This is a genomic window from Pseudomonas sp. GM17 (assembly GCF_000282175.2).
In the GTDB taxonomy this organism is placed as follows: domain Bacteria; phylum Pseudomonadota; class Gammaproteobacteria; order Pseudomonadales; family Pseudomonadaceae; genus Aquipseudomonas; species Aquipseudomonas chlororaphis.
This window is the reverse complement of the sequence record NZ_CP124732.1, coordinates 5,820,990-5,843,778: the sequence shown is the minus strand read 5'-3', so window position 1 is coordinate 5,843,778 and position 22,789 is coordinate 5,820,990. Positions and strand designations below refer to the sequence as shown.

The following is a 22,789-nucleotide window of genomic DNA, read 5'->3' as shown; positions in this document are numbered from 1 at the left end:
AGCCTGAACCATGACCGCTTGTTATGCCGAACTGCTGATGTACGTCGCCCCCGAGCCGGTGCGCCAGGCCAATGAGCAGTGGCTGGCGGCGATCCTGCAGCGCCTCGAAGGTGACCGGCTCGATGCCCGGGAACTGGACCTGATGCAGCTGTGGCTGTCGCCGCGCCTGCTGCTGACCCAGACCTGCGGTTACCCGCTGATGACCGCCCTGCGCGGCCAGGTCCGGGTCATCGGCCGGCCACGTTACGAGCTGCCGGACAGCACCGCCGGCAATCATTGCAGCCTGCTGCTCGGTCGCGACGACGACCTGCGCCGGACCTTGCAGGCCCTGCGGGGCAGTCGCGGGGTGATCAACGGCGAAGACTCCAACAGCGGCATGAACCTGCTGCGCCAGCGCCTCGCGCCGCTGCAGCGCGACGGCCGGTTTTTCGCCAGTGTCGGCATCAGCGGCAGCCACCGGGAAAGCCTGCGCTGGCTGCGCGAAGGATGGGCCGACCTGGCCGCCATCGACAGCGTGACCTTCGCCTACCTGGCGCGTTATGCCGAGGAGGAGGTGGCCGGCCTGCGGGTGATCGCCCGCAGCGCCTTCAGCCCGACCCTGCCTTATATCGGGGTGGCCGGCCTTGGCAAGGAACAGGCCGAAGGCATTCGCGCGGCGATGAACCAGGCGCTGGTGGCACTGCCCGCGGTGGCCGAAACCTTGGGGTTGCGCGAGGTGCTGCCGGCCACCGAGGCGGACTACCAGATCCTGCTCGACTATCAGCGCGAAGCTGAAGAACTGGGTTACGCGCGGCTACGGTGATGCCTTCGACCCTATCGCGAGCAATCGCTCCTACGGTCTGTGCATACCCTGTAGGAGCGAGCTTGCTCGCGAAAAAAACCATCAGGCGCTATGTTTTTTTAATTCCTTAAGATTCTATAAAAATGAAATTTAAATATTATTAAAGAATAAGCCTTCCTTGTTAGGATCGCCGCACCGGAACACCGGACATACCGCGCAACCTTCTTCATTGGAGCCACTATGTCCGGCGCCGACACCACCCACAGCGACTATGTGGGCGGCCTGTTCCGCAGTCATTACGACTGGCTGTGCAGCCGCCTGCGTTACCACCTGCACCACTCCCTGGATGCCAGCGCCGAAGACATTGCCGCCGATACCTTCGTCCAGCTGTTGAGCAGGCCCGAAGTGCTGCCGATCCGTCAGCCACGGGCCCTGCTGACCACCATTTCGCAACGCCTGGTGTACCAGCTGTGGCGCCGCCGCGACCTGGAGCGGGCCTACCTCGATGCCTTGCAGCATGACGAGGAAACCGTGCAGCCCTCGCCCCAGGACCTGGCGCAGATGCTCGAGGCGCTGGAGGCCATCGACCGCCTGCTCGACGGCCTGCCGGCCAAGGTCAGGGCGACCTTCCTGCTGTCCCAGGTCAACGGCCTGACCTACCCGCAGATCGCCGAGCAACTGGGCATTTCGCAACGTTCGGTCAGCGACTACATGACCCGGGCCGCCCAGCGTTGTCTGCGCCTGAGCCTGGAATGACATGAGCTGCGAACCGAGTCGGGAACAACTGATCGACGATGCCACCCGCTGGTGGGTGCTGATGAATTCGGGGCAGGCCAGCGAGGCCGAGCGTCGTGCCTACCAGCGTTGGCGCGACGCGGATCCGCGGCACGAGCAGCTGTGTCGCCAGCTGGAAACCCGCCTTGGGGTGTTCCAGGTGCCGATTGCCCAGGGCGTCGATGGCGAGCTGTTGCAGCGGGCGCTGAACGCGCCGAGCAGTCGGCGCAAGGTGCTGCAGCGGGCCTTGCTCGGCGCCGGGGTGGTACTGGGCGCCGGTGCGCTGGTCAGCCAGCGCGGCCTGCCTTTGGCCGAGCTGACCGCGGACCTGCACACCGGCACCGGCCAGCGCCAGTCGCTGACCCTGCCGGACGGCAGCGAGTTGCGCCTGAATGCCCGGAGCGCGGCGAACATCGATTTCGATCGCCAGCGTCGGGTGGTGCATTTGCTGGACGGCGAAGTGCTGCTGAACCTGGCCAACGATCCGGCCCGACCGTTTTTCATCCACACCGCGCAGGCGCGGATCCAGGCCACGGGCAACCGCTTATTGGTGCGCGAACGCGATGGCCAGGGGCATGCCACGGCCCTCAACGGCCCCTTGGATATCGCCGCGGGCGGTGGCGAGCGCCTGCAATTGCCCGGCGGCCATGAGGTGGCCTACGACGCCTTGCATTTCGGCCCGGTGCGCCCGAGCCGTGGCAGTGCCACGGCCTGGGTCGACGGCTTGCTGGAGCTGCGCGATACGCCGCTGTCGGAGGTGGTCGAGGCACTGCGCCCGTATCGACGCGGGGTGTTGCGCCTGGATCCGGCCATCGCCGGGTTGCGGGTCAGTGGCCTGTTCCGCCTGGACAACCCGCAACAGATCCTCGACAGCCTGGCCCGCACCTTGCCGGTCCGCGTCACCCGCCATACCGAGCTGTGGGTGACCCTGAGTGCTGCCTGAACCTGCTTCTGTAGGAGCGAGGCTGGCCTGCGATCGCGGTTTCCCTGGCCCACCGCGTCGGCTGCATCGCGCGCAAGCTGCGCTCCTGCAGAAGCATTGGCCTGCGCCGCTTGCGGTGGTTCTAAGGCCATAACCAAACGATCTGCAAGTTTTCCCCCGGCCGTTGCACATCACTCCCGTAAACGCTGCGGGGAGCAGCGTTGTTGGATGTTTTTGGGGGAGAGAGTCATGTTGCCTATATCCACAACCGTGCAGCGTCGTTCGCGCCTGGCCTTGGCCATCGGCCCCTTGGCCGCGGTGTTTTTCACGGGCGCCCAGGGGGCCGACGCCGCCCGGCAGCAATATCACCTGGCACCCGGTCCGCTGGACGAGGTGCTGCTGAGCATCAGCCGGCAAAGCGGCCAGGTGATTTCCTTTACCCCGCAGCTGGGCAGCTACTCTTCGGCCACGGTCGACGGTTCGTTGTCCGCCGAGCAGGCGGTGGCGGCCGCCTTGCGCGGCACCGGCCTGCAACTGCAAGTCAGCCCGGATGGCGCGTTCATCATCAAGGAAGGCCCGCAACCGGCGAGCTCGGCTGGCAGCAGGGTCAAGGCCGAGGCCAGCGAAGCCGCGGCGCCGACCCTCGACCGGGTGGTGGCCATCGGCACCCGGCGCAGCGACGCCACGGCCCTGACCAGCGCGGCGCCGGTGGACGTGATCAACAGCGAAGAGCTGGTGCAGACCGGCGCCACCAGCCTCAACCAGGCGCTGTTCCAGCTGCTGCCGTCGTTCAACTTTCCGCAGAACCAGAGCGCCACCCGCGGGCAGAACCCCAAGGGCGCTTCCCTGCGCGGGCTGTCGCCGGACCAGACTCTGGTGCTGATCAACGGCAAGCGCCGGCATGCCTCGGCGGTGGTCAACATCTCCGGCGGCGTGCCATTCATTGGCGCGCAACCGGTGGACCTGGACATGATCCCCATCAGCGCCATCGACCATGTCGAAGTGCTGCGCGACGGCGCCTCGGCACAGTACGGTTCCGACGCGGTGGCCGGGGTGGTCAATATTGTGCTCAAGGAGCGTGACAGCGGCGGCCAGCTCAACAGCCAATTGGGCCAGTACGCCCAGGGCGACGGCTTCAGCAAGAGCGCCGACGGCTGGTATGGCCTGGGCCTGCCGGGGGATGGTTTCCTGACCCTGAGCTTCAATGGCCTGAACAACAAACCCACCGACATCGGCGACAAATATGAAGCCGGCGGCCAGTTGCAGGACCCGCGCTGGGGCGGCGCCAGTCGCGACAAATACAACCTGGCGGCCAACGCCGAAGTCGGCCTCAGCGATCAATGGCGGCTCTACAGCTTTGCCACCTTCGGCCAGGACAAGTCGGTCAATAACACGCCGCCGCTGCTGGCCAGCAACCCCAACAACGTCGCCTCGATCTACCCCAACGGCACCATTCCCAAGTACCGCTACCGCTATGAGGATGGCGCGCTGACCGTGGGCAGCCGCTACGAGGACGAGCGCATCGGGCGCTTTGACCTCAGCGCCACCTACGGCCGCGACAAGCACGACGAACTGGCCTTCAACACGCTCAACCCGAGTTACGGCGCCAACAGCCCGACCAAGTTCGACGTGGCGACGCTGGTCAACGAACAGACCAACCTGACCCTGGATTACGCCAAGGACCTGGACGTCGCCTGGTCGGAGCATCCGCTCACCGTCTCGGCGGGGGTGGCCTATCGCGACGAGCAGTACCGGCTGGAGGAGGGCGACTATGCCTCCTATTCCTTCGGCGGCATCGATGGGGTGCAGGTCGGCGCGGTGCAGGCATCCGGCCTGACCCCGGACGATGCCGGGACCTACAAGCGGCATGTCGGCGGGGTGTATTTCGGCCTGGAAAACCAGGTCACCGACAAGTTCCAGCTCGGCCTTGCCGGGCGCACCGAGCACTATTCCGACTTCGGCTCGGCCACCACCGGCAAGCTCTCGGCGCGCTACGACTTCACCCCGCAGGTAGGCTTGCGGGCCACGGTCAACAACGCCTATCGCGCGCCGACCCTGGGGCAGATCGGCACTTCCTGGACCACCACCACCAACGTCGATATCAACGGCAACCCGGTGCTGACCCGCATGCTCCCGGCTGACCACCCGGCAGCCCGCGCCCTGGGCGCGCAGTCGCTGAAGCCGGAGAAGTCCACCAACTATTCCCTGGGCCTGGTGCTGCGGCCGAGCGAGCAGGCGTCGCTGACCATCGACGCCTACCAGATCTCCATCCGCGACCGCCTGCTCTACAGCGGCGGGATTTCCGGGCCGGACGCCGAACGGATTCTCAGCGAGGCCGGGTTCGGCCAGTACACCTGGGCGCAGTTCATGACCAACGCCGCCGACACCCGCACCCGCGGCGTCGACATCGTCGGCAAGTACAACCTCGACCTGCAACGCTACGGCGCCCTGAGCCTGTCGGCCGGCTACACCAAGGCGCGCACCACCATCGAGAAGATCCATTCCAACCCGTTCGGCTTCGACGTGCTGACCCGCGAAGCCCAGGGCTTCCTCGAACATGGCTACCCCGAAGACAAGCTGGTGCTGGGGGCGATCCATCGCTACGGCCCCTGGACCATCGCGCTGTCCGAGACCCGCTACGGCGAGTACCGCAAATACGCGGCGTCGGCGGCCAACGCACAGTACGACCAGACCTTCTCCGCGCAGTGGAACACCGACCTGGACGTCAACTACGCCTTCACCCGGCAACTGCGCCTGTCGGTGGGCGCCAACAACCTGTTCGACAGCAAGCCCGACGACTTCAACAGCCGCCTGCGCCAGACCCCGGGGCAGCAGTACAGCTACCTGTCGCCGTCGGCGCCGGAGGGGGCGTTCTATTACACCAGGCTCAGCTACGACTTTTAACCCTGTAGCCGCTGCCGAAGGCTGCGCCAAGGTCCGCAGGACCTTCCCGGCGGGCGGTCTTGAAACCCACGAACAACCAGCAAGAGGCTCACCATGAAGATCATCAAACACCTGCTCGGCACCTCGCTGCTGACCTTCAGCCTGCTGGCCCAGCAGGCACCGGCGGCGGACAAGCCGGCGCCGATCCACTTCGGCGACATCACCTGGGAAAGCGGCAGCCTGATCACCGAGGTGCTGCGGCTGATCGTCGAGAAGGGCTACGGCTATCCGACCGAGACCCTGCCCGGCAGCACCGTCAGCCTCGAAGCGGCGCTGGCCAAGAACGATATCCAGGTGATCGGCGAAGAGTGGGCCGGGCGCAGTCCGGCCTGGGTCAAGGCCGAAGCCGAGGGCAAGGTGTTCGGCCTGGGCGATACGGTCAAGGGCGCCACCGAAGGCTGGTGGGTGCCGGAGTACGTGATCAAGGGCGACGCCGAGCGCGGTATCAAGCCGCTGGCGCCGGAGCTGAAATCGGTGGCCGACCTGGCGCGCTACAAGGAGGTGTTCCGCGATCCGGAAGACCCGGGCCGTGGGCGCTTTCTCAACAGCCCCACCGGCTGGACCTCGGAAATCGTCAACAGCCAGAAGCTCAAGGCCTATGGGCTGAGCGACAGCTTCGTGAACTTCCGCACCGGTTCCGGCGCGGCCCTGGATGCCGAGGTCAGCTCGTCGATCCGCCGCGGCAAACCGGTGCTGTTCTACTACTGGTCGCCGACGCCGCTGCTGGGCAAGTTCAAGCTGGTGAAGCTCGAAGAACCGGCCTTCGATGCCGAGGCCTGGAAGACCCTGGCCGATGCCGGCAACCCCCATCCGCGGGGTACCCGGTCGATGCCGGCGCACCTGGCCATCGGCGTGTCCGCGCCGTTCAGGGCGCAGTACCCGGAACTGGTGAGTTTCTTTGAAAAGGTCGACCTGCCGATCGACCTGCTGAACCGCACCCTGGGCCGGATGAGCGAAACCCGCCAGCCACCGCGCCAGGTCGCCGAGGCCTTCCTGCGCGAGCAGCCGCAGGTCTGGCAAGGCTGGGTGCCGAGCGAAGTCGCCAGCCGCGTCAGCGCAGCCCTGTAAGCCGCTTGTGCCTGGCGCGGCAGCGCCTCTGTAGGAGCGCAGCTTGCGCGCGATGCAGGCGGCGGGGTGTGTCAGGGGGATCGCTTTCGCGGGCAAGCCTGGCTCCTACATTGGCCGGCGGCGTTTCTGGCTTCTGTAGGAGCCAGGCTTGCCGGCGATGAGGCCGTCATGGCCGACAGTGTTTTTAATTGGTTTGGGAGTCACCGATGTTCAAAGGTTTTATCGTCACCCTGTGTCTCACGCTCTGTGCTGCGCTGGCCCTGGCCGCCGAGCCAGGGCAATTGCGTATCGGATATCAGAAAAGCTCGGTGAGCATGGTCCTGGCCCGCGAGCACCAGTTGCTGGAGAAAGCCTTGCCGGGCACCGAGGTGCAATGGATCGAATTCCCCGGCGGCCCACAGCTGATCGAGGCGCTGAACGGCGGCAGCGTCGATGTGGGCAATATCGGCGACATCCCGCCGATCTTCGCCCAGGCCGCGGGGATCGACTTGCAGTACATCGGCGTCGAGCCCAGCGACGGCAAGACCGAAGCCATCCTGCTACCCAGGAACAGTCAAGCGCAGAGCCTGGCCGACCTCAAGGGCAAGCGGGTGGCGTTGCTCAAGGGCTCCAGCGCGCACAATTTTTTCCTCAAGAGCCTGCAGCGCGCCGGGCTGAAACTCAGTGACCTGAACCTGGTGTACCTGTCGCCGGCCGACGCCCGCGCGGCGTTCGAGCAGGGCAAGCTGGACGCCTGGGTGATCTGGGACCCTTACTATTCGGCGGCCCTGCTCGACGGCAGCGCCCGCCTGCTCAGCGATGGCCAGGGCCTGGATTCCGGCGGCAGCTACTACATCGCCAGCGGTGCCTTCGTGCGCCAGCACGGCGCTGCCGTCGCGCCCATCCTCAAGGCCTTCGGCGCGGCCCAGCAGCTGTCCTTCGACCAGCGCGACGCCAGCATTGACAGCATGGCGCGCATCCTCGGCCTGCAACGGCCGGTGGTGGAAAGCTACTTCAGCCATCGTTCGCGCTCGCCGCTGCAGGGCATCGATGCCCGGGTCGTGGCCAGCCAGCAGCGCACCGCCGACCTGTTCCTCGCCAACCACTTGATCCCCAAGGCCGTGCGGATCGAGCAGATCGTGTTCAAGAGCGAGTGAGCCCCATGCAACCTATCTATATCGATTTTCTCAACGGCCTGGACATCGCCGAGCTGGCCCTGAGCAACGACGAAATCCTCACCGCCATCGAAGCCAGCCTGGCGCTCCAGGGCCGTGGCGAGGCGGTGATCGAGCCGCGCACCCACCTGATTCCCGGGGGCGTTATCAACGGCCATTTCAACGTGCTGCGCGGGGTGCTCGGTGGCGACATCGGCCACGCCGGGGTCAAGGTGGTGGGCGACTTCGTCGACAACTACCGCCAGGGCCTGCCCTCGGAACTGGCGATCCTCAACCTGCTGGACCCGGCCACCGGCGTACCCCAGGCGATCCTTGACGCCTCGGCGATCACCGACATGCGCACCGGCGCGATCACCGCCATCGGCGCCAAGTACCTGGCGCGCCCGGACAGCAAGGTGCTGGCGCATATCGGCGCCCGCGGCACGGCGTACTGGAACGTGCGGCTGCTGGACCACCTGTTCGACTTCGAGGAAATCCGCGTGCATTCGCGCCGCGAGGACAGCCGCGAGGCCTTTGCCGAACGCCTGCGCCGCGACCTGGGCAAGCCGGTGATCGTCACCCACGACTGGGAGAGCGCGGTGCGCGGCGCGGACATCGTGGTCGAGGCCTCGCGGCTGAACCAGCCCGAACCTTTGCTGCGCACCGAATGGATCAAGCCCGGCGCCTTTGTCGTGCCCTACGGCACCATGAGCGCGGTGGAGCTGTCGCTGACCGACATCATGGACAAGCTGGTGGTGGACGACTGGGGCCAGTGCAAGGGCGGCCTGTTCGGTTCGCTGCGGGCCCATGTCGAGGCCGGCAAACTCAGTGAGCAGACCCTGCACGCCGAGCTTGGGCAGATAGTCGCAGGCCATAGAAGCGGCCGGCAGCACGCCGAGGAGAACATCCTGTTCTGGCACCGCGGCCTGAGCCTCAGCGATATCGCCCTGGGCCACGCCCTGCTGCAAAAAGCCCGGCGCCTGGGCATCGGCCAGCGGCTGCGTTTCGCATGATCGGCCTGGGCCCGGAAGGCCTGGCGCTGACTGACCTGCTGCGCGTTGCCCGCGAGGAGGCGGCGCTGCAATTCACCCCGGCCACCCGGCAACGGATCGCCGCCGGCCATGGGCTGTTGCGGGAGCGGATGGCTGCGGGCGATGCCATCTACGGCGTGACCACGGGCCTGGGCGCGGCGGTGGATGTGGCCCTGACCCAGCCGGATGACGACCTGCAACGGCGCATTCCCCTGGGCCGGGCCGTTGGGCTTGGGCGCCTGGCCACGCGGCCTGAACTGCGGGCGATGATTGCCGCGCGCCTGGCCGGGCTGGCCCAGGGCCGCTCGGGTATTTCCCTGGCCAGCGCCGACAGCCTGCTGGCCTTGCTCAACGCCGGGATCGAACCCGAGGTGCCGTTGCTTGGTTCCCTGGGGGAAAGCGACCTGGCGCCATTGGCGCACCTGGGCCTGGCGCTGATCGGCGAAGGTTGGGTGCACTGGCGCGGCGAGCGGCTGCCGGCGGGGGAAGCCTTGCAGCGCAATGGCCTGCAACCGGCGCGGCTGGTGGACAAGGACGGTCTGGCGCTGGTCTCGGCGAATGCCGCGAGCATTGGTTTGGGTGTCCTGTTGCTGGCCGAGGCCGACCAGGCCCTGGACAGCCTGCTGGCGGCGCTGGCGCTGTCTTGCGAAGGCTATCGGGCCAACCTCAGCCCCTTCCAGCCCTGGGCGTCGCGCTTGCGGCCGGCGGCGGGCCAGGCCGAGCAATCGGCGGCGCTGCTGGAGTTGCTGGAGGGTGGCCAGTTGCGCCAGCCCGGCAGCGCCCGGCGCTTGCAGGATCCCTTGAGCTTTCGCTGCGCCGGCGTGGTGCAGGGCGCGGCGCGACAGGCCTGGGCACAACTGCGCGAACATCTGCAACTGGAGCTGGCCAGCGGCGCCGACAACCCGGCCTTGATCGACGAGCAGCGCCAGGTCCTGGCCACCGCCAATTTCGACAGCACGCATCTGGCACTGGCCGGGGAAGGCCTGGGGTTGGCTTTGAGCCGGGTCGCGGCCTGTTGCGCCGAGCGCATCGCCAAGCTGCTGTCTCCAACTTCCAGCGAGCTGCCGCGCTTTCTTATCGAGCGGCCCGGGCATGTCGGCATGGCCGCCTTGCAACGCAGTGCCGCGGCGTTGCTGGCGGAGATCGGCCATCTGGCCAATCCGCTGCCGGCGGTCTGCGTGCCGGTGGCCGATCGGGTCGAAGACTACGCCGGCCAGGCCCTGGCGGTGATCGAGAAAACCCGGCAACTGAGCCAGCGCCTGGCCTGGCTGGCGAGCATTGAGCTGATAGTCGCGGCCCAGGCCATCGACCTGCGCGGGCCCTTGCAGCTGGGTATTGGCAGCGCCCGCATCCAGCGCGCGGTGCGCAGCCAGGTGGCGTTTCTCGATCAGGATCGGCCGGGCTCGGTGGATGTGCTGGCCCTGACTGAATTTATTCAACGGGGAGGGCTGGGCTGAGCAGGCGAGCGGTTTCTGTAGGAGCCAAGCTTGCTGGCGATGCGGGCAATCGAGCGTCGATCGGCCGCTCCTACAGAACAATCTCGGCTGCGAGTGCCGCTTGCACCGCTTTGCGCTGGGCGATTCGCGCCTGGAAGCGCGCCAGCGCCGGCCATTGTTCCAGGTCGATGGCGAAGCCGGCGGTCCAGCGCAGCACGGTGAACAGGTAGGCGTCGGCGACACCGAAGGATTCGCCCAGCAGGTAACTCTGCTGCTCCAGCGTGCGGTCCAGCAGCGCCAGGCGCTTGAACAGTTTCTGCCGGATCAGCGCCTGGGTCGCTTCGGGAAACTCAGGGTTGAACAGCCAGCCGAGGCCGCCATGGATCTCGCTGGAGACGAAGTTGAGCATCTCCTGCAACCGCACCCGTTGCCAGCTGCCATTGGCCGGCGCCAGGCCCGCCTGCGGCTTGAGGTCGGCCAGGTATTGCAGGATCGCCGGGCCTTCGGTCAGCACCTGGCCGTCCTCCAGTTCCAGCGCTGCCACATAACCCTTGGGGTTGATCGCCAGGAAGTCGCCGCCGTCGGCCGTGGTTTTATTGCGGTTGTCGACCCGAACCAGGGTGAACGGCAGGGCCAGTTCGCGCAGCACGATATGCGGGGCCAGCGAGCAGGCGTGGGGCGAGAAATACAGGTTCATCGAGGGCTCTCCAGAGGGGGGAGATCAGTGTCATAGTCCGCGCTGCTCTCAGTAAAATTAATCTTTCAGAAAAACCCCATAAGGACAGCTACTGCCATGATGAACCTGATGCACTGGCGCATGCTGGTGGCCGTGGCGGATACCGGCAACATCACCCGCGCCGCCGAGCGGGTCGGCATGACCCAGTCCGGCGCCAGCCAGGCCCTGGCGTTGCTCGAAGACAACCTGGGCGTGCAGCTGTTTACCCGGGAGAACCGCCAGACCCTGCCCACCGCCATTGGCGAACAGGTGGTCGAACAGGCGCGGCTGATGCTCGCGGCGTTGCAGAACATCCGCGACACCGCGGACGCCTGCCGGGACATTCAGCGCGGCACCATTCGCCTGGCGAGTTTCCCCATGGTGCTGGCGACTTTCCTGCCGCCCTTGCTGCGCCGTTTCAAGCAGCTGTATCCGGGCATCCAGGTGGTGGCGCTGGAGGTCAGCGACGACGAGGTCGAGGCCTTGCTCGAGGCGCGCTTGATCGATGTCGGGGTGCTGCTCAACCCTGCGCCCGAGCGCAGCGTCGGCCTGCTGGGACGCGATACCTGGGTGGCGGTGCTGCCGACGGGGCATGCCCTGGCGCGCCGCGGTCAGGAGCAGGGGGTGACCTTGCAGGAACTGGTGAGCCAACCCTTCGTGCTGGCCACCGGCGGCTGTTCGGTGAATGCCCGCAGCCTGGCGGCGGATGCCGGCCTGGAGCTGGCGGATGTGCGGGTCGAGGTGCGGGAGTGGAGCAGCGCCTTCACTCTGGTTCGCGAGCAAGTGGGGGTGACCCTGGTGCCGCAGATGACCTTGCCGGAGCAACGCCACGGTTTGTGCGTACTGCCATTGAGCGAGCCGATCCCGCGCACCTTTGCCCTGGTGCTGGCCGAGGGCAGCGAGCCGTCGCCGGCGCTGCGGGCCTTGCTCGATATGCTGGCCCAGGGCTGAGCGCAGCCGCTCAAGCCGACTCATAAAAAAGGGTTCCCGTGGGGAACCCTGTTTCGGCTGGCCGCTTTTAAAGCGCCGCGAGGAACTTGTCGGTGACTTGTTTCTCGACGCCGCTGGCGTCCTTCTCGACTTGCGCCAGCTTCAGTTTGTCCTGAACCCGCTGGGCAATTTCCTGAGCCACCGCCTGCTGTTTCTCCGGCGGCATGTTTTTCAGGTCTTCCTCGGTAATGCCCATCTCTTCGAGGATGCGGTCGCGCATGCGCTGCTCAGGGGACTTGCTCATGTAGTCCTTGAACTCATCCAAGGCCGAGCTCTGGGTGGCGCTGTTGGCCTGCGCAGTGCTGGCGGTCGGCGGGGTGGCCTGCAACAGCACGCGGGTCTTGGCGAAGGCCGCGGCGACATTGTCGCTGACCGTGTTGCTGGCCTGCTGCACGGCCTGGGACGCTTGCAGGGTCGCGGTGTTCTGCACGTTCTGCATCAAACCGCTGTACAGCGCGCTGGCGGCCGCGGTGCTCGGGTCCATGTCGGACCGCTGGGTGGGCTGGATCGCCGTGGTTTTCTGGGCACTGACCAACATGATTGGGTACCTGTGTGTAAGGGCTGTCGAAGGCTGCGCAGCAATTTGCATGCCGCCACCGCGCAGCGCCCCGGGACGGGGCTCTTTGCCAGGGCTCTGCGCCGATTGCCCGGCAAGGCTGGCGGCACGCGGCGGACAAGCCTTGCCGCTTGCGGCCAGCGGCGACCGGTCAACGCTGGGCGATGTTCTCCAGGGCCAGGTTGCGGGTACGCGGGCCGAAACGGCCGATGGTGAACATCACGATCAGCATGCTGCCGACAATGAACGCCAGGACCCCGGGCGTGCCGAAGTGATCGAGGAAAAAGCCGATCAGCAGGCTGCTGAACACCGTCGACAGGCGGCTGAACGAGTAGCAGAAACCCACCGCCCGGGCGCGGATGTTGGTGGGGAACAACTCGCTTTGATAGGAGTGGTAACTGAAGCTCAGCCAGGCGTTGCAGAAGGTGATCATTACCCCGCAGACGATCAGCCCCAGGGCCGTGCTCTGCCAGGCGAACAGGGTGCCGAAGGTCATGGCGCCGAGGGCCGAGCCGACGATCTGCCACTTGTTCTCGAAGCGGTTGGCGAACTTGACGAACAGCAGCGGCCCCAGCGGATAGGCGAGGGTGATGATAAAGGCGTACATCAGACTGTGGGTGACGCTCACACCCTGGCCCGAGAGCAGCGCCGGTAGCCAGTTGCCGAAACCGAAGAAACCGATGGCCTGGAACACATGGAACACGATCAGCATCAGCGCCCGGCGCCGATAGGGCGGTTGCCAGATATCGGCGAAACGCCCCGAGCCCTGGACGCCGAGGGCCTCGGGTTGCGGGGTGTCCAGCGGCTTGCCGTGGTCCTTGGCGCAGCGCGCCTCGATGCTGTCCATGATCCGCTCGGCCTCGGCGAAGCGCCCATGCTGGGCCAGCCAGCGCGGCGACTCGGGCAGGCGTGAACGCAACCACCAGATAAACAGCGCGAACACAGCGCTGGCCAACACCACCCAGCGCCAGCCGGCGATGCCGAACGGGTCCTGCGGCACCAGCCACCAGGACATCAGCGCCACCGCCGGCACCGAGAGAAACTGCACGAAAAAGGCAAAGGCGAAGGCCGAGCTGCGCATGTGCTTGGGCACCAGCTCGGAGAGGTAGGCGTCGATGGTCACCAGTTCGATGCCCAGGCCGATGCCCACCAGAAAGCGCATGCCGATGATCCCCAGGGCCGAGGTCTGCACGCCCATCAGCACCGTGGCCACGGTGTACCAGATCAGGGCGAAGGTGAAGATCGCCCGGCGCCCGAAGCGGTCGGCGATCGGGCTCAGCAAGCTGGCGCCGAGGAACAGCCCGAGAAAGGTCGCCGAGGCGAAGGCCGCCTGGTCGGAAAAACCGAACACGCCCTGGCTGCCGGTGGCGAAGATCCCGTCGCGGATCAGGCCGGGGCTGATATAGGCGGTCTGGAACAGGTCATACAGCTCGAAGAAACCGCCAATCGACAGCAACGCCACCAGGCGCCAGACCGTGGCGACGGCGGGCAGGCGATCGATGCGGGCGGAGATATCGGCGGCGCGGACCGGGTCGAGGCCGTCGGTGGCGACAGTGGGGGCGAGGGACGACATGGGCGGGATTCCAGGTTTCGGTGAGGAGGAATCTTAGCTGGCTAACGGAAATCAATGATTGTGAATGCGGGGTCGGAAGCCGGGCTGTGCGCTGATTTATTGTCGTATTTCGTTACATCTTGCGGTTTTATGCCGCTGCTGCAGCCGAAGCGGCATCCAGCTTCCGTAGGAGCGAGGCTTGCCCGCGAAAGCGCCCTTGATCGCAACACCGATTCAGGGATCGAGTTGGGTGGCGCCTGTCATGGCCTTATCGCGGGCAAGCCTCGCTCCTGCAGAAGAAAAAGACGACTCAGGGAATGCCATTGCGTCCATGCAGCAGGAAGGCCGGGCGTTCGCTGAGCCGTGCGTAATAGGCGGCGATGGCGGGGAAGTCGGGGCGCTCCATGGGCGTCATCATCCAGCGATGCACCGACAGCCCGAGGACGATATCGGCCAGGCTGAACTGCTCGCCGAGCACATAGTCGCCGCTGTTCGCCAGTTGCTGTTCGAGCAGGGCCATCTTGGCGTTCCAGCCGCGAAGGCCGGCGGCGATCCGCTGCGGGTCCTGAAAGTCCGGGTTCTGCCGGACCAGGGCGACGAAGGCGTAGCTCCACGCCGGATTGAGCTCCGTGGCCTGCCAGTCCATCCATTGTTCAACCAAGGCCCGAGCTCGGGGTTCACTGGGCAGTAGCCGTTGCCCGGCGACCTTGCCGGTCAGGTACCGGCAAATACTGTTGGATTCCCACAGCGCGCCAGCGTCATCGACCAGCACCGGCACCTGGGCGTTGGGGTTGAGCCTGAGAAACTCCGGTGTGTGGGTCGACTGGAAGTCGCTGCCCCAATCCTCGCGTTCGTAGGGCAAGCCCAGTTCCTCGCAGGTCCACAGCACTTTTCGGACGTTGATCGACGAGGCTTTACCGAGAATTCTCAGGGTTCCCATGCAAGCGTTCCTTGGCGGGTGAAGGGCCCTGGAAATCTAACAGCGGCGCCGGTCTTAGGCGATACCGATTTGCACTCTGGCCTCAGACCGGATCTGGCAGCGCCGACGCCGGCAGGCCAAAGACCCGGTCGAACAGCCAGTTGAAGACGAAGGTGTAGCAGGGGATGAACAGGATCAGTGCCAGGTCGAGCAGGAAGGCCTGCACCAGGCTGATGTGCATCCACCAGGCGATCAACGGAATCAGGAACAGGATCAGCGTCAGTTGGAAACCCACGGCATGGGCTATCCGCCGCTTGACCGTGCGGGTCCGCGAGACCTGGTGGCTTTCCCAACGCTCGAACAGGCTGGTGTAGATGAAGTTCCAGGTCACCGCGATGCTGGTGATCACCACCGCCAGCGGGCCGGTGCTGCTCGGCGAGGTGCCGGACAGCAAGGCCAGGCCCAGGGCCGAGAAGGTCATGCCGAACACCTCGAACAGTGACACGTAAACCAGTTTGCGCTTGATGCCTTGCATGCTTTTTTTCCTCCGCGTTCGTTGGCCCGGGCCGCTCCTTTTGCAGGAAGGGCTGGCGAATGCGGCGCAAGATAGCTTCAATGTACCTGACAGAAAAAGTCAGTAGCTTTCAGGTTTACTGATAGGTCGACATTCTAGACAGGCGTCTGCATGAATTTCTCCAGCGACAGCATCCAGTTGTTTCTCGCCGTGCTCGAGCGCGGTTCGTTTTCCGCGGCGGCCCGGGCCCTGGGCAAGGTGCCGTCGGCGGTGAGCATGGGTATCGCCAACCTTGAGGCGGAGCTGGGCTACCCCCTGTTCGATCGCCGCCATCGCGAGCCGGTGCCCACCGCCATGGCCAATGCCCTGGCGCCCCACGCGCGGCTGATCGCCGAGCAGCTCAAGCACTTGCAGGTGCATGCGGTGGAGTTGTCCCTGGGGTTGGAAAGCCGGCTGTCCATCGGCGTGGTCGAGGACATCGACAAGTCCCGGGTGCTGGCGGCGATCAAGCGGATCGCCGAGCGTCATCCGTTGCTCGACATCGAGGTACTGAGCGCGCCCCAGGACGATCTGTTGCAACTGCTGCACACTGGCCGGATCGCGGTCGGCGTGGCCTTCGCCGGGCTGAGCCTGAACGTGCTGGAGTATTTCCAGTACGTCGGCAGCGAGCGGATGATCGCCTGCATTTCCGCGCGCCATCCATTACCCGAGGCGCCGGATGCCACCCTCTATCTGGAAGAGCTGGTCAACGTGCGTCAGGTGGTGGTTGCCAGCCGCGACCTGCCGATCCGCGACACCCGGCCGCTGATCGCCGAGTCCTACTGGCGCACCGACAGCCTGGCCATGGCCCTGGACATGGTCGAGTCCGGCATTGGCTGGGGCAATTTCCCGCTGTCGGTGATCGCGCCCTTGCTCAAGGCCGGGCGGCTCAAGCGCCTGACCTTCAAGAACATCGACAACGGCCTGCTGCTGCCGGTGCACGCGGTATGGCTGAAGAACCAGCCCCTGCAAAAGGCCGCCCAGGCTTTTGTGCAGTTGCTGGGTGGGCAGGACCCGGCGCTGGCCCCGCAGGTTCATGCCGAGGTGAGGCCGTAAGCCTGTCCGCTTATGGGGCCGGGCGGGCGGCGTCGTGCTGCTCGCTGCCCAGCGCCTGGTGACGCAGCCAGTCGAGCAAGCGGGCAACGGGCGAGTCCGGGTCGACTGCCTCGGGCGACAACAGGTAGTAGGCGCTGCCGTCGGCGATAAAACCGAAAGGCGCGACCAGCAGGCCCGACTCCAGGTCGTCGCGCACCAGTTGCCAGGGCGCGATGGCCAGCCCCAACCCAGCCACCGCCGCTTGCAGGCTGAAGTAGAAATGCTCGAAGACCTGCTCCGTGCCCGGCGCCTGTTGCATTCCCTTGAGGTTCAACCATTGCTCCCAGGCCGCTGCCCGGGTCGCGCTGTGCAGGCGTGGCGCCGTATCCGATAGCCGCACTCTGCCGCTTGCGTCGCGGGTCCAGCCGACGGCCTGGTCCGGGCGACACACCGGGCCGATGGCTTCATCGAACAGCCACTGCGCATGGGTGTGGGGCGGCCAGGGAAAGTCGTTGCGGCGGATCGCCAGGTCGATGCCTTGAGCAAAGGCGAAGGGCCCGCCGCCGGCCACCAGTTGCAGGGGGATATCCGGATGAGCGGCGAAGAATGTCGGGATCCGTGGAATCAGCCAGCGCATCAGCAGAGTCGGTTCGCAGGACAGCACCAGGGCCGCGGCCTTGTCGGGCGTTCGCAGTTTGCGTGCGGTGGCGTCGATCAGGTCGAAGGCATGCTCCACGCTGTGCAGCAATTCGCGGCCGGCCTCGGTGAGAAAGACCCGATGGCTGCGACGCTCGAACAGCCGTGTGCCGAGGTCTTCTTCCAGGGTGCGGACGGCACGGCTGATGGCGCCGTGGGTCAGGTGCAGGGCTTCGCCGGCGCGGGTGAAGCTTTCCAGGCGAGCGGCGGCCTCGAAACAGCGCAGGGCGCTCAGGGGCGGCAGGCGGCGATGGGTTGTCTGTGAGTTTTTATCACCGGGAATGTCAGTTTTCATCGTTCGCTCTGTGACGGTTCGTGCCCATAAAGTATGGGCCGGATTCTATAGCGAAGGCGCTTGAAAATGACTGAACTGTTAGTAGTAATCACCATCACCATCCTCGCGGTGCTCAGCCCGGGGCCGGATTTCGCCATGGTCACGCGTAACAGCCTGGTGCTGTCGCGTCGGCATGGGGTGTTCACGGCGCTGGGGATCGGGCTCGGGGTGATGCTGCATATCGGCTACACGCTGTTGGGCGTCGGCCTGCTGGTCAAGGAATCGCTGCTGCTGTTCAGCGTGCTGAAAATCGCCGGGGCGCTGTACCTGGTTTATCTCGGTATCGGCATGCTGCGCAGCCGCGCGGTCGAGGAAGAGGTAGCGGTCGATGCGCCGCGGGTCTCGGCGTGGGTGGCATTGCGTACGGGGTTTTTGACCAATGCGCTGAACCCCAAGACCATGATTTTCGTGGTCAGCCTGTTCATGCAGGTGATGCAGCCAGGTACCGCGCCGGGTGTGCAGATCGGCTATGGCGCGATCATTGTCCTGGCCCATGTGCTGTGGTTCGTGGCGGTGGCGCTGTTCTTTTCGGCGCCGGGCATCCGGGCCCGGCTCATGGCTTACAAACGGCGTATCGACCAGTTGTTCGGCGTTCTGCTGGTGGGCTTCGGTGTGCTGCTCAGCGCCCTGAGCCTGCGTTCCTGAACGCGGCTCAGGTGCTCTCGCGCACCATCAGCTCGAAGCCCATGTCCACCACCGGCTTGGCCACGCTGTTGCCGGCCATCAGGGTCAGCAGCTGTTCCGCGGCGCGGCGGCCGATGGCTTCGCGCGGGGTGCTAATGCTGCTCAGGCGCGGCACCATGTGCGCCGAGGCGGGCAGGTCGTTGAAGCCCATCACCGCCACTTGCTCGGGGATCCTGATGCCGCAGCGCATGGCTTCCAGCAGGGCGCCGTGGGCCAGGTCGTCGTTGCCGAAGAAGATCGCGTCCACGTCCGGGTGGCTGTGCATCAACTGCAGGAAGAGTTCGCCGCCCAGGCCCACCGACGAGGGGCGCGGGGTGAGGACTTCCAGTTTCGGGTCGTAGAGGCCGGCTTTCTCCAGGCCTCGGCGGAAACCTTCGCCGCGCATCAGGGTGCGCTGGTCGAGCTGGGCACCGATATAGGCCAGGCGCTTGCGGCCGCGGGAGATCAGGTGCTCGGCGGCGGTTTCCCCGGCGTTGTGCTGGGAGAAACCCACGCAGTTCAGGCCGGCCTCGGGGTTGAGGTCCATCATGTAGACGCAGGGAACGTTGCTGGCTTCGACCATCCGTCGGGCGCTTTCGGTCCGGTCGAAGCCGGTCAGCAGCAGGCCGCGGGGCTGGTAGGCCATGTAGTTGCGCAGCAGGTTTTCTTCTTCGTCGGGGGAATAGTGGAAGTTGCCGATCAGCACTTCGAAGCCCTTGGGCCGCAGAACCTGATGAATGGCTTCCAGGGTATCGATGAACAGCAGGTTGGACAGCGACGGCACCAGCACCACCACCGAATGGCTCTGGGCCGAGGCCAGGGCGCGGGCGGCGGGGTTGACCACGTAGTTGAGTTCGCGGGCGGCCTTCTGCACCTTTTCCACCAGTTCAGTGGCCACCGTGTCGATGCCGCGCAGGGCTCGCGAGGCGGTGATCGGGCTGACGCCGGCCAGGCGCGCGACTTCGTTGAGGGTCGGGCGCCCCGTGGTGCGGGTATTTTTATCGTTCTTGGAGGAGGTCATCAGACGGCTTGCCAAACAAAATTCAAGTCACTAAGGTAGCGCTGTCTCGAAACAGCTGCAATGCGTGAGCGCGGTCGGCCTGACCCGCACTCTTTGGTTTCGCGGCCTATATACGCGGCAACCCACAAAAATGACAAGAAGGCGTCGGCAGAAACTATTTTTGCACTAGAGTTTCGAAGAGCGAAGGTAGCGCTGTCTGCGCGCTGAGGTGTTTCATGAGTCAACCCATCACCGCCCTGGTCATCATGGGCGTTGCCGGCTGCGGCAAGTCCAGCGTCAGTGAAGCGCTGTGCCAGCGCAGCGGCGCCACGGCCATTGAAGGCGATACGTTCCACCCTGCCGCCAATATCGCCAAGATGAGTGCCGGTATTCCCCTGAACGACGACGACCGTGCCGGCTGGCTCGACAGCCTGTGCGACGAGTTGCGTCGCGCCCTGGCCGCCGGACAACGTCCGGTGCTGACCTGCTCGGCGCTCAAGCGCAAGTACCGCGACCGCCTGCGCAGCGCCACGCCCGGCCTGGGCTTCGTTTTCCTGCAATTGACACCACAAGTGGCCGCCGATCGCGTGGCCCACCGTCCGGGGCATTTCATGCCTTCGACCCTGATCGACAGTCAGTTCGCGACCCTCGAATCTCCCGTGGGCGAACCCCTGACCCTGGCATTGGACGCCACCATCCACAGCGTTGACCGGCTGGCCGAACAGGCCCATGGCTGGTGGCTGGAGCACGGGCTGGACTCATCCCGATAAGCTTCGGCTCACCTAGATAGCGCTATCCCACTCGGCTCACGTTTTTAACGCTTGAATAAAAACAACAAACCGGAGGCAACCCCATGTTTGGCATGTCCCAAGAGACCTATCTGCTGGTAGACGCAGTGGTCACCATTATCGGGCTGATCGTGCTGATCACTCGATTCAAGCTGCATCCCTTCATCGCCCTGACCATCGCCGCGGGTTTCCTCGGCCTGACGTCGGGCATGCCGGTGGACAAGATCATCAAGGCGTTCCAGGACGGCTTCGGTGGGGTGCTCGGTTTCGTCGGGATCATCCTCGCGCTGGGCACCATGCTCGGCAAAATGATGGCCGAATCCGGCGGCGCGGATCAGATCGCCCAGACCCTGATCCGCTCGTTCGGCAAGGAGCGGGTGCAGTGGGCGATGATGTTCGCCGCCTTCCTGGTGGGCATCCCGCTGTTCTTCGAGATCGGCTTCGTGCTGCTGATCCCGCTGGTGTTCATCGTCGCCCGGCGCACCGGCGTGTCGATCATCAAGATCGGTATCCCGCTGCTGGCCGGCCTGTCCGCGGTGCACGGCCTGGTGCCGCCGCATCCGGGCCCGCTGCTGGCCATCGGCGTGTTCGGCGCCGACATCGGCAAGACCATTCTCTACGGCCTGATCGTAGCCCTGCCGACCGCGATCATCGCCGGTCCGATCTACGGCACCTTCATCGCCAAGCACATCCCGGGTCATCCGAACCAGGAACTGGTGGACCAGCTGGCGCGCGAAAACACCTCGGCCAACCTGCCGAGCTTCAGCGTGACCCTGCTGACCGTGCTGCTGCCGGTGTTCCTGATGCTGCTCAAGACCTTCGCCGACGTGGCCTTCCCGGACGGGCATTTCTTCCGCATCTGGATGGACATGATCGGTCACCCGATCAGCGCGCTGCTGCTGGCTCTGTTGCTGTCGCTCTACACCTTCGGTTCGCGCCAGGGCATCGGCTCCAAGCAGATCCTCAAGCTGCTCGACGCCAGCCTGGCGCCGACCGCGGCGATCATCCTGATCATCGGTGCCGGCGGTGGCTTCAAGCAGATGCTGGTGACCAGCGGCGTGGGTGACGTGATCGGCCACATGGCGGTCAACGCGCAGATCTCGCCGATCCTGTTGGCGTGGCTGGTGGCGGCGGTGATCCGGATCGCCACCGGTTCGGCGACCGTGGCGACCATCACCGGCGCGGGCATTGTGGTACCGGTGGTCGGCATGATTCCTGGGGTCAACCGCGAGCTGCTGGTGCTGGCCACCGGCGCCGGCTCGCTGATCCTGTCCCACGTCAACGACGCCGGTTTCTGGCTGGTGAAGCAGTACTTCAACATGACCGTGGCGGAAACCTTCAAGACCTGGACCGCGATGGAAACCATCCTCTCGGTGGTAGGCCTGATCTTCATCCTGCTGCTGTCGCTGGTGGTGTGACCCGAGCCCTGTAGCCGCTGCCGAAGGCTGCGATCGGCCGGTACGGCCGTAGCGATCTTGCGCTGAAGGCCCTTCGGTCCTTATCGCAGCCTGCGGCAGCGGCTACAGGATCATGTCGGCTGGTTATTAGCCGGACACAAAAAAACCGCATCGCTGCGGTTTTTTTGTGCCTGCTTATAGGGCGACGCGGATCAGCCTTTCTGCACCAGGCCATCGGCGCGGAACATGCCGCGGATGCCGCGCACGGCCTGGCGGATACGGTCCTGGTTTTCGATCAGGGCGAAGCGCACATGGTCGTCGCCGTACTCACCGAAACCCACCCCTGGCGAAACGCAGACCTTGGCCTCGGCCAGCAGCTTCTTGGCGAACTCCAGCGAGCCCAGGTGCGCGTAGGCCTCGGGAATCTTCGCCCAGACGTACATCGAGGCCTTGGGGTTCTCGACCATCCAGCCCAGCTCATGCAGGCCCTTGACCAGCACATTGCGGCGCTGGCGGTACTGCTCGGCGATGTCTTTCACGCACTGCTGGTCGCCTTCCAGCGCAGCGATGGCCGCCACCTGCAGCGGGGTGAAAGTGCCGTAGTCGTGGTAGCTCTTGATCCGCGCCAGGGCGCTGACCAGTTCCGGGTTGCCGACCATGAAGCCAATGCGCCAGCCGGCCATGTTGTAGCTCTTGGACAGGGTGAAGAACTCCACCGCGATGTCCTTGGCGCCCGGCACCTGCATGATCGACGGGGCTTTCCAGCCGTCGTAGACGATGTCGGCGTAGGCCAGGTCGTGGATCACCAGCACGTCGTACTGCTTGGCCAGGGCGATCACCCGTTCGAAGAAGTCCAGCTCGACGCACTGCGCGGTAGGGTTGGATGGGAAGCCGAGGATCATCATCTTCGGTTTCGGGATCGAGCCGCGGATGGCCCGCTCCAGCTCGTCGAAGAAGTCCACGCCCGGCACCAGCGGCACCGAACGCACCTGGGCGCCGGCGATCACCGCGCCGTAAATGTGAATCGGGTAGCTCGGGTTGGGCACCAGCACGGTGTCGCCCTGGTCCAGGGTGGCGAGCATCAGGTGCGCCAGGCCTTCCTTGGAGCCGATGGTGACGATGGCTTCGCTTTCCGGGTCGATATCGACCTCGTAGCGATCCTTGTACCAGCGCGAAATGGCCCGGCGCAGACGCGGAATACCCTTGGAGGTGGAGTAGCCGTGGGTGTCTTCGCGCTGGGCGACGGTGACCAGTTTCTCGACGATGTGCGGCGGAGTCGCACCGTCGGGGTTACCCATGCTCAAGTCGATGATGTCTTCGCCGCGCCGACGCGCAGCCATCTTCAGCTCGGCAGTGATATTGAATACGTAGGGGGGGAGTCGATCTATGCGCGCAAAGCGGCGCGGCGAACCTTGTTCGGCCATTGTTGCCTCGAGTACGTGAGCGCCCGGAACCGTCCGAGCGACGTCGGCCACTGCGGTGGCCTGGGGGCAGACGATAAGG

General features: G+C 65.5%; 21 protein-coding genes. 13 read left to right on the top strand and 8 right to left on the bottom strand.

The features are described 5' to 3' along the window. Positions 1–10 precede the first annotated feature (10 nt). The 8 genes from PMI20_RS26040 to PMI20_RS26005 all read left to right on the top strand — a co-directional run bounded on the left by PMI20_RS26040 (position 11) and on the right by PMI20_RS26005 (position 10,109). Positions 11–802 carry a phosphate/phosphite/phosphonate ABC transporter substrate-binding protein gene (locus tag PMI20_RS26040; RefSeq protein ID WP_007925100.1) on the top strand — a complete coding sequence of 264 codons (792 nt, stop codon included), beginning with the start codon at positions 11–13 and terminating at the stop codon, positions 800–802. A 219-nt stretch (positions 803–1,021) separates the two neighbouring features. Next, the gene (locus tag PMI20_RS26035; protein ID WP_007925101.1) at positions 1,022–1,537 is read left to right on the top strand and encodes a sigma-70 family RNA polymerase sigma factor; all 516 of its coding nucleotides are present in this window, start codon (positions 1,022–1,024) and stop codon (positions 1,535–1,537) included. A gap of 1 nt (position 1,538) precedes the next feature. Then, positions 1,539–2,498, top strand: a complete 960-nt coding sequence (locus PMI20_RS26030; RefSeq protein ID WP_007925102.1) for a FecR domain-containing protein — start codon at positions 1,539–1,541, stop codon at positions 2,496–2,498. 228 nt (positions 2,499–2,726) lie between these two features. After that, complete coding sequence (locus tag PMI20_RS26025; RefSeq protein WP_007925103.1) at positions 2,727–5,381, top strand: TonB-dependent receptor; 2,655 nt, start codon at positions 2,727–2,729, stop codon at positions 5,379–5,381. A 93-nt stretch (positions 5,382–5,474) separates the two neighbouring features. After that, positions 5,475–6,488 (top strand): ABC transporter substrate-binding protein, encoded by a 1,014-nt coding sequence (locus PMI20_RS26020; RefSeq protein ID WP_007925104.1) that lies wholly within the window; start codon positions 5,475–5,477, stop codon positions 6,486–6,488. A gap of 206 nt (positions 6,489–6,694) precedes the next feature. Next, positions 6,695–7,624 (top strand): aliphatic sulfonate ABC transporter substrate-binding protein, encoded by a 930-nt coding sequence (locus tag PMI20_RS26015; protein WP_007925105.1) that lies wholly within the window; start codon positions 6,695–6,697, stop codon positions 7,622–7,624. A gap of 5 nt (positions 7,625–7,629) precedes the next feature. Next, positions 7,630–8,634 (top strand): ornithine cyclodeaminase family protein, encoded by a 1,005-nt coding sequence (locus PMI20_RS26010; RefSeq protein WP_007925107.1) that lies wholly within the window; start codon positions 7,630–7,632, stop codon positions 8,632–8,634. Further along, positions 8,631–10,109 (top strand): HAL/PAL/TAL family ammonia-lyase, encoded by a 1,479-nt coding sequence (locus PMI20_RS26005; RefSeq protein ID WP_007925108.1) that lies wholly within the window; start codon positions 8,631–8,633, stop codon positions 10,107–10,109. Before PMI20_RS26010 ends, PMI20_RS26005 begins: the two co-directional genes overlap by 4 nt. Positions 10,110–10,179: 70 nt before the next feature. On the opposite strand, the gene gstA is transcribed toward PMI20_RS26005, so the two are convergent. Beyond that, a complete protein-coding gene (gene gstA / locus PMI20_RS26000) occupies positions 10,180–10,785 on the bottom strand; it encodes a glutathione transferase GstA (RefSeq protein ID WP_007925110.1) in 606 nt (201 codons plus the stop codon). A 96-nt stretch (positions 10,786–10,881) separates the two neighbouring features. Here gstA and PMI20_RS25995 point away from each other — a divergent pair, with 96 nt between their 5' ends. Then, the gene (locus tag PMI20_RS25995) at positions 10,882–11,754 is read left to right on the top strand and encodes a LysR family transcriptional regulator (protein ID WP_007925112.1); all 873 of its coding nucleotides are present in this window, start codon (positions 10,882–10,884) and stop codon (positions 11,752–11,754) included. A 67-nt stretch (positions 11,755–11,821) separates the two neighbouring features. On the opposite strand, the gene PMI20_RS25990 is transcribed toward PMI20_RS25995, so the two are convergent. From PMI20_RS25990 to PMI20_RS25975, 4 genes are all read right to left on the bottom strand, one after another. Further along, positions 11,822–12,331: a hypothetical protein gene (locus PMI20_RS25990; protein WP_007925114.1), complete on the bottom strand. Its 510-nt coding sequence runs from the start codon at positions 12,329–12,331 to the stop codon at positions 11,822–11,824. A gap of 169 nt (positions 12,332–12,500) precedes the next feature. Next, positions 12,501–13,922: an MFS transporter gene (locus PMI20_RS25985; RefSeq protein WP_007925116.1), complete on the bottom strand. Its 1,422-nt coding sequence runs from the start codon at positions 13,920–13,922 to the stop codon at positions 12,501–12,503. 289 nt (positions 13,923–14,211) lie between these two features. Then, the gene (locus PMI20_RS25980) at positions 14,212–14,841 is read right to left on the bottom strand and encodes a glutathione S-transferase family protein (RefSeq protein WP_007925118.1); all 630 of its coding nucleotides are present in this window, start codon (positions 14,839–14,841) and stop codon (positions 14,212–14,214) included. Between the two features lie 82 nt (positions 14,842–14,923). Beyond that, positions 14,924–15,355 carry a PACE efflux transporter gene (locus PMI20_RS25975; RefSeq protein WP_007925120.1) on the bottom strand — a complete coding sequence of 144 codons (432 nt, stop codon included), beginning with the start codon at positions 15,353–15,355 and terminating at the stop codon, positions 14,924–14,926. 150 nt (positions 15,356–15,505) lie between these two features. On the opposite strand from PMI20_RS25975, the gene PMI20_RS25970 reads away from it, so the two are divergent. Next, the gene (locus PMI20_RS25970) at positions 15,506–16,429 is read left to right on the top strand and encodes a LysR family transcriptional regulator (protein WP_007925122.1); all 924 of its coding nucleotides are present in this window, start codon (positions 15,506–15,508) and stop codon (positions 16,427–16,429) included. A gap of 10 nt (positions 16,430–16,439) precedes the next feature. Here PMI20_RS25970 and PMI20_RS25965 read toward each other — a convergent pair whose 3' ends face one another. After that, complete coding sequence (locus PMI20_RS25965) at positions 16,440–17,399, bottom strand: LysR family transcriptional regulator (RefSeq protein WP_007925124.1); 960 nt, start codon at positions 17,397–17,399, stop codon at positions 16,440–16,442. A gap of 66 nt (positions 17,400–17,465) precedes the next feature. Between PMI20_RS25965 and PMI20_RS25960 the strand changes: the two genes are divergently transcribed. Then, a complete protein-coding gene (locus PMI20_RS25960) occupies positions 17,466–18,083 on the top strand; it encodes a LysE family transporter (protein ID WP_007925126.1) in 618 nt (205 codons plus the stop codon). 7 nt (positions 18,084–18,090) lie between these two features. On the opposite strand, the gene gntR is transcribed toward PMI20_RS25960, so the two are convergent. Then, a complete protein-coding gene (gntR, locus tag PMI20_RS25955; protein WP_007925129.1) occupies positions 18,091–19,122 on the bottom strand; it encodes an HTH-type transcriptional regulator GntR in 1,032 nt (343 codons plus the stop codon). Positions 19,123–19,337: 215 nt separating this feature from the next. Between gntR and PMI20_RS25950 the strand changes: the two genes are divergently transcribed. Continuing rightward, the gene (locus PMI20_RS25950) at positions 19,338–19,871 is read left to right on the top strand and encodes a gluconokinase (protein WP_007925131.1); all 534 of its coding nucleotides are present in this window, start codon (positions 19,338–19,340) and stop codon (positions 19,869–19,871) included. A gap of 83 nt (positions 19,872–19,954) precedes the next feature. After that, positions 19,955–21,307, top strand: a complete 1,353-nt coding sequence (locus PMI20_RS25945; RefSeq protein WP_007925132.1) for a GntP family permease — start codon at positions 19,955–19,957, stop codon at positions 21,305–21,307. A 191-nt stretch (positions 21,308–21,498) separates the two neighbouring features. Here PMI20_RS25945 and alaC read toward each other — a convergent pair whose 3' ends face one another. Next, positions 21,499–22,710 (bottom strand): alanine transaminase, encoded by a 1,212-nt coding sequence (gene alaC, locus PMI20_RS25940; protein WP_007925133.1) that lies wholly within the window; start codon positions 22,708–22,710, stop codon positions 21,499–21,501. Between the last annotated feature and the right edge of the window lie 79 nt (positions 22,711–22,789).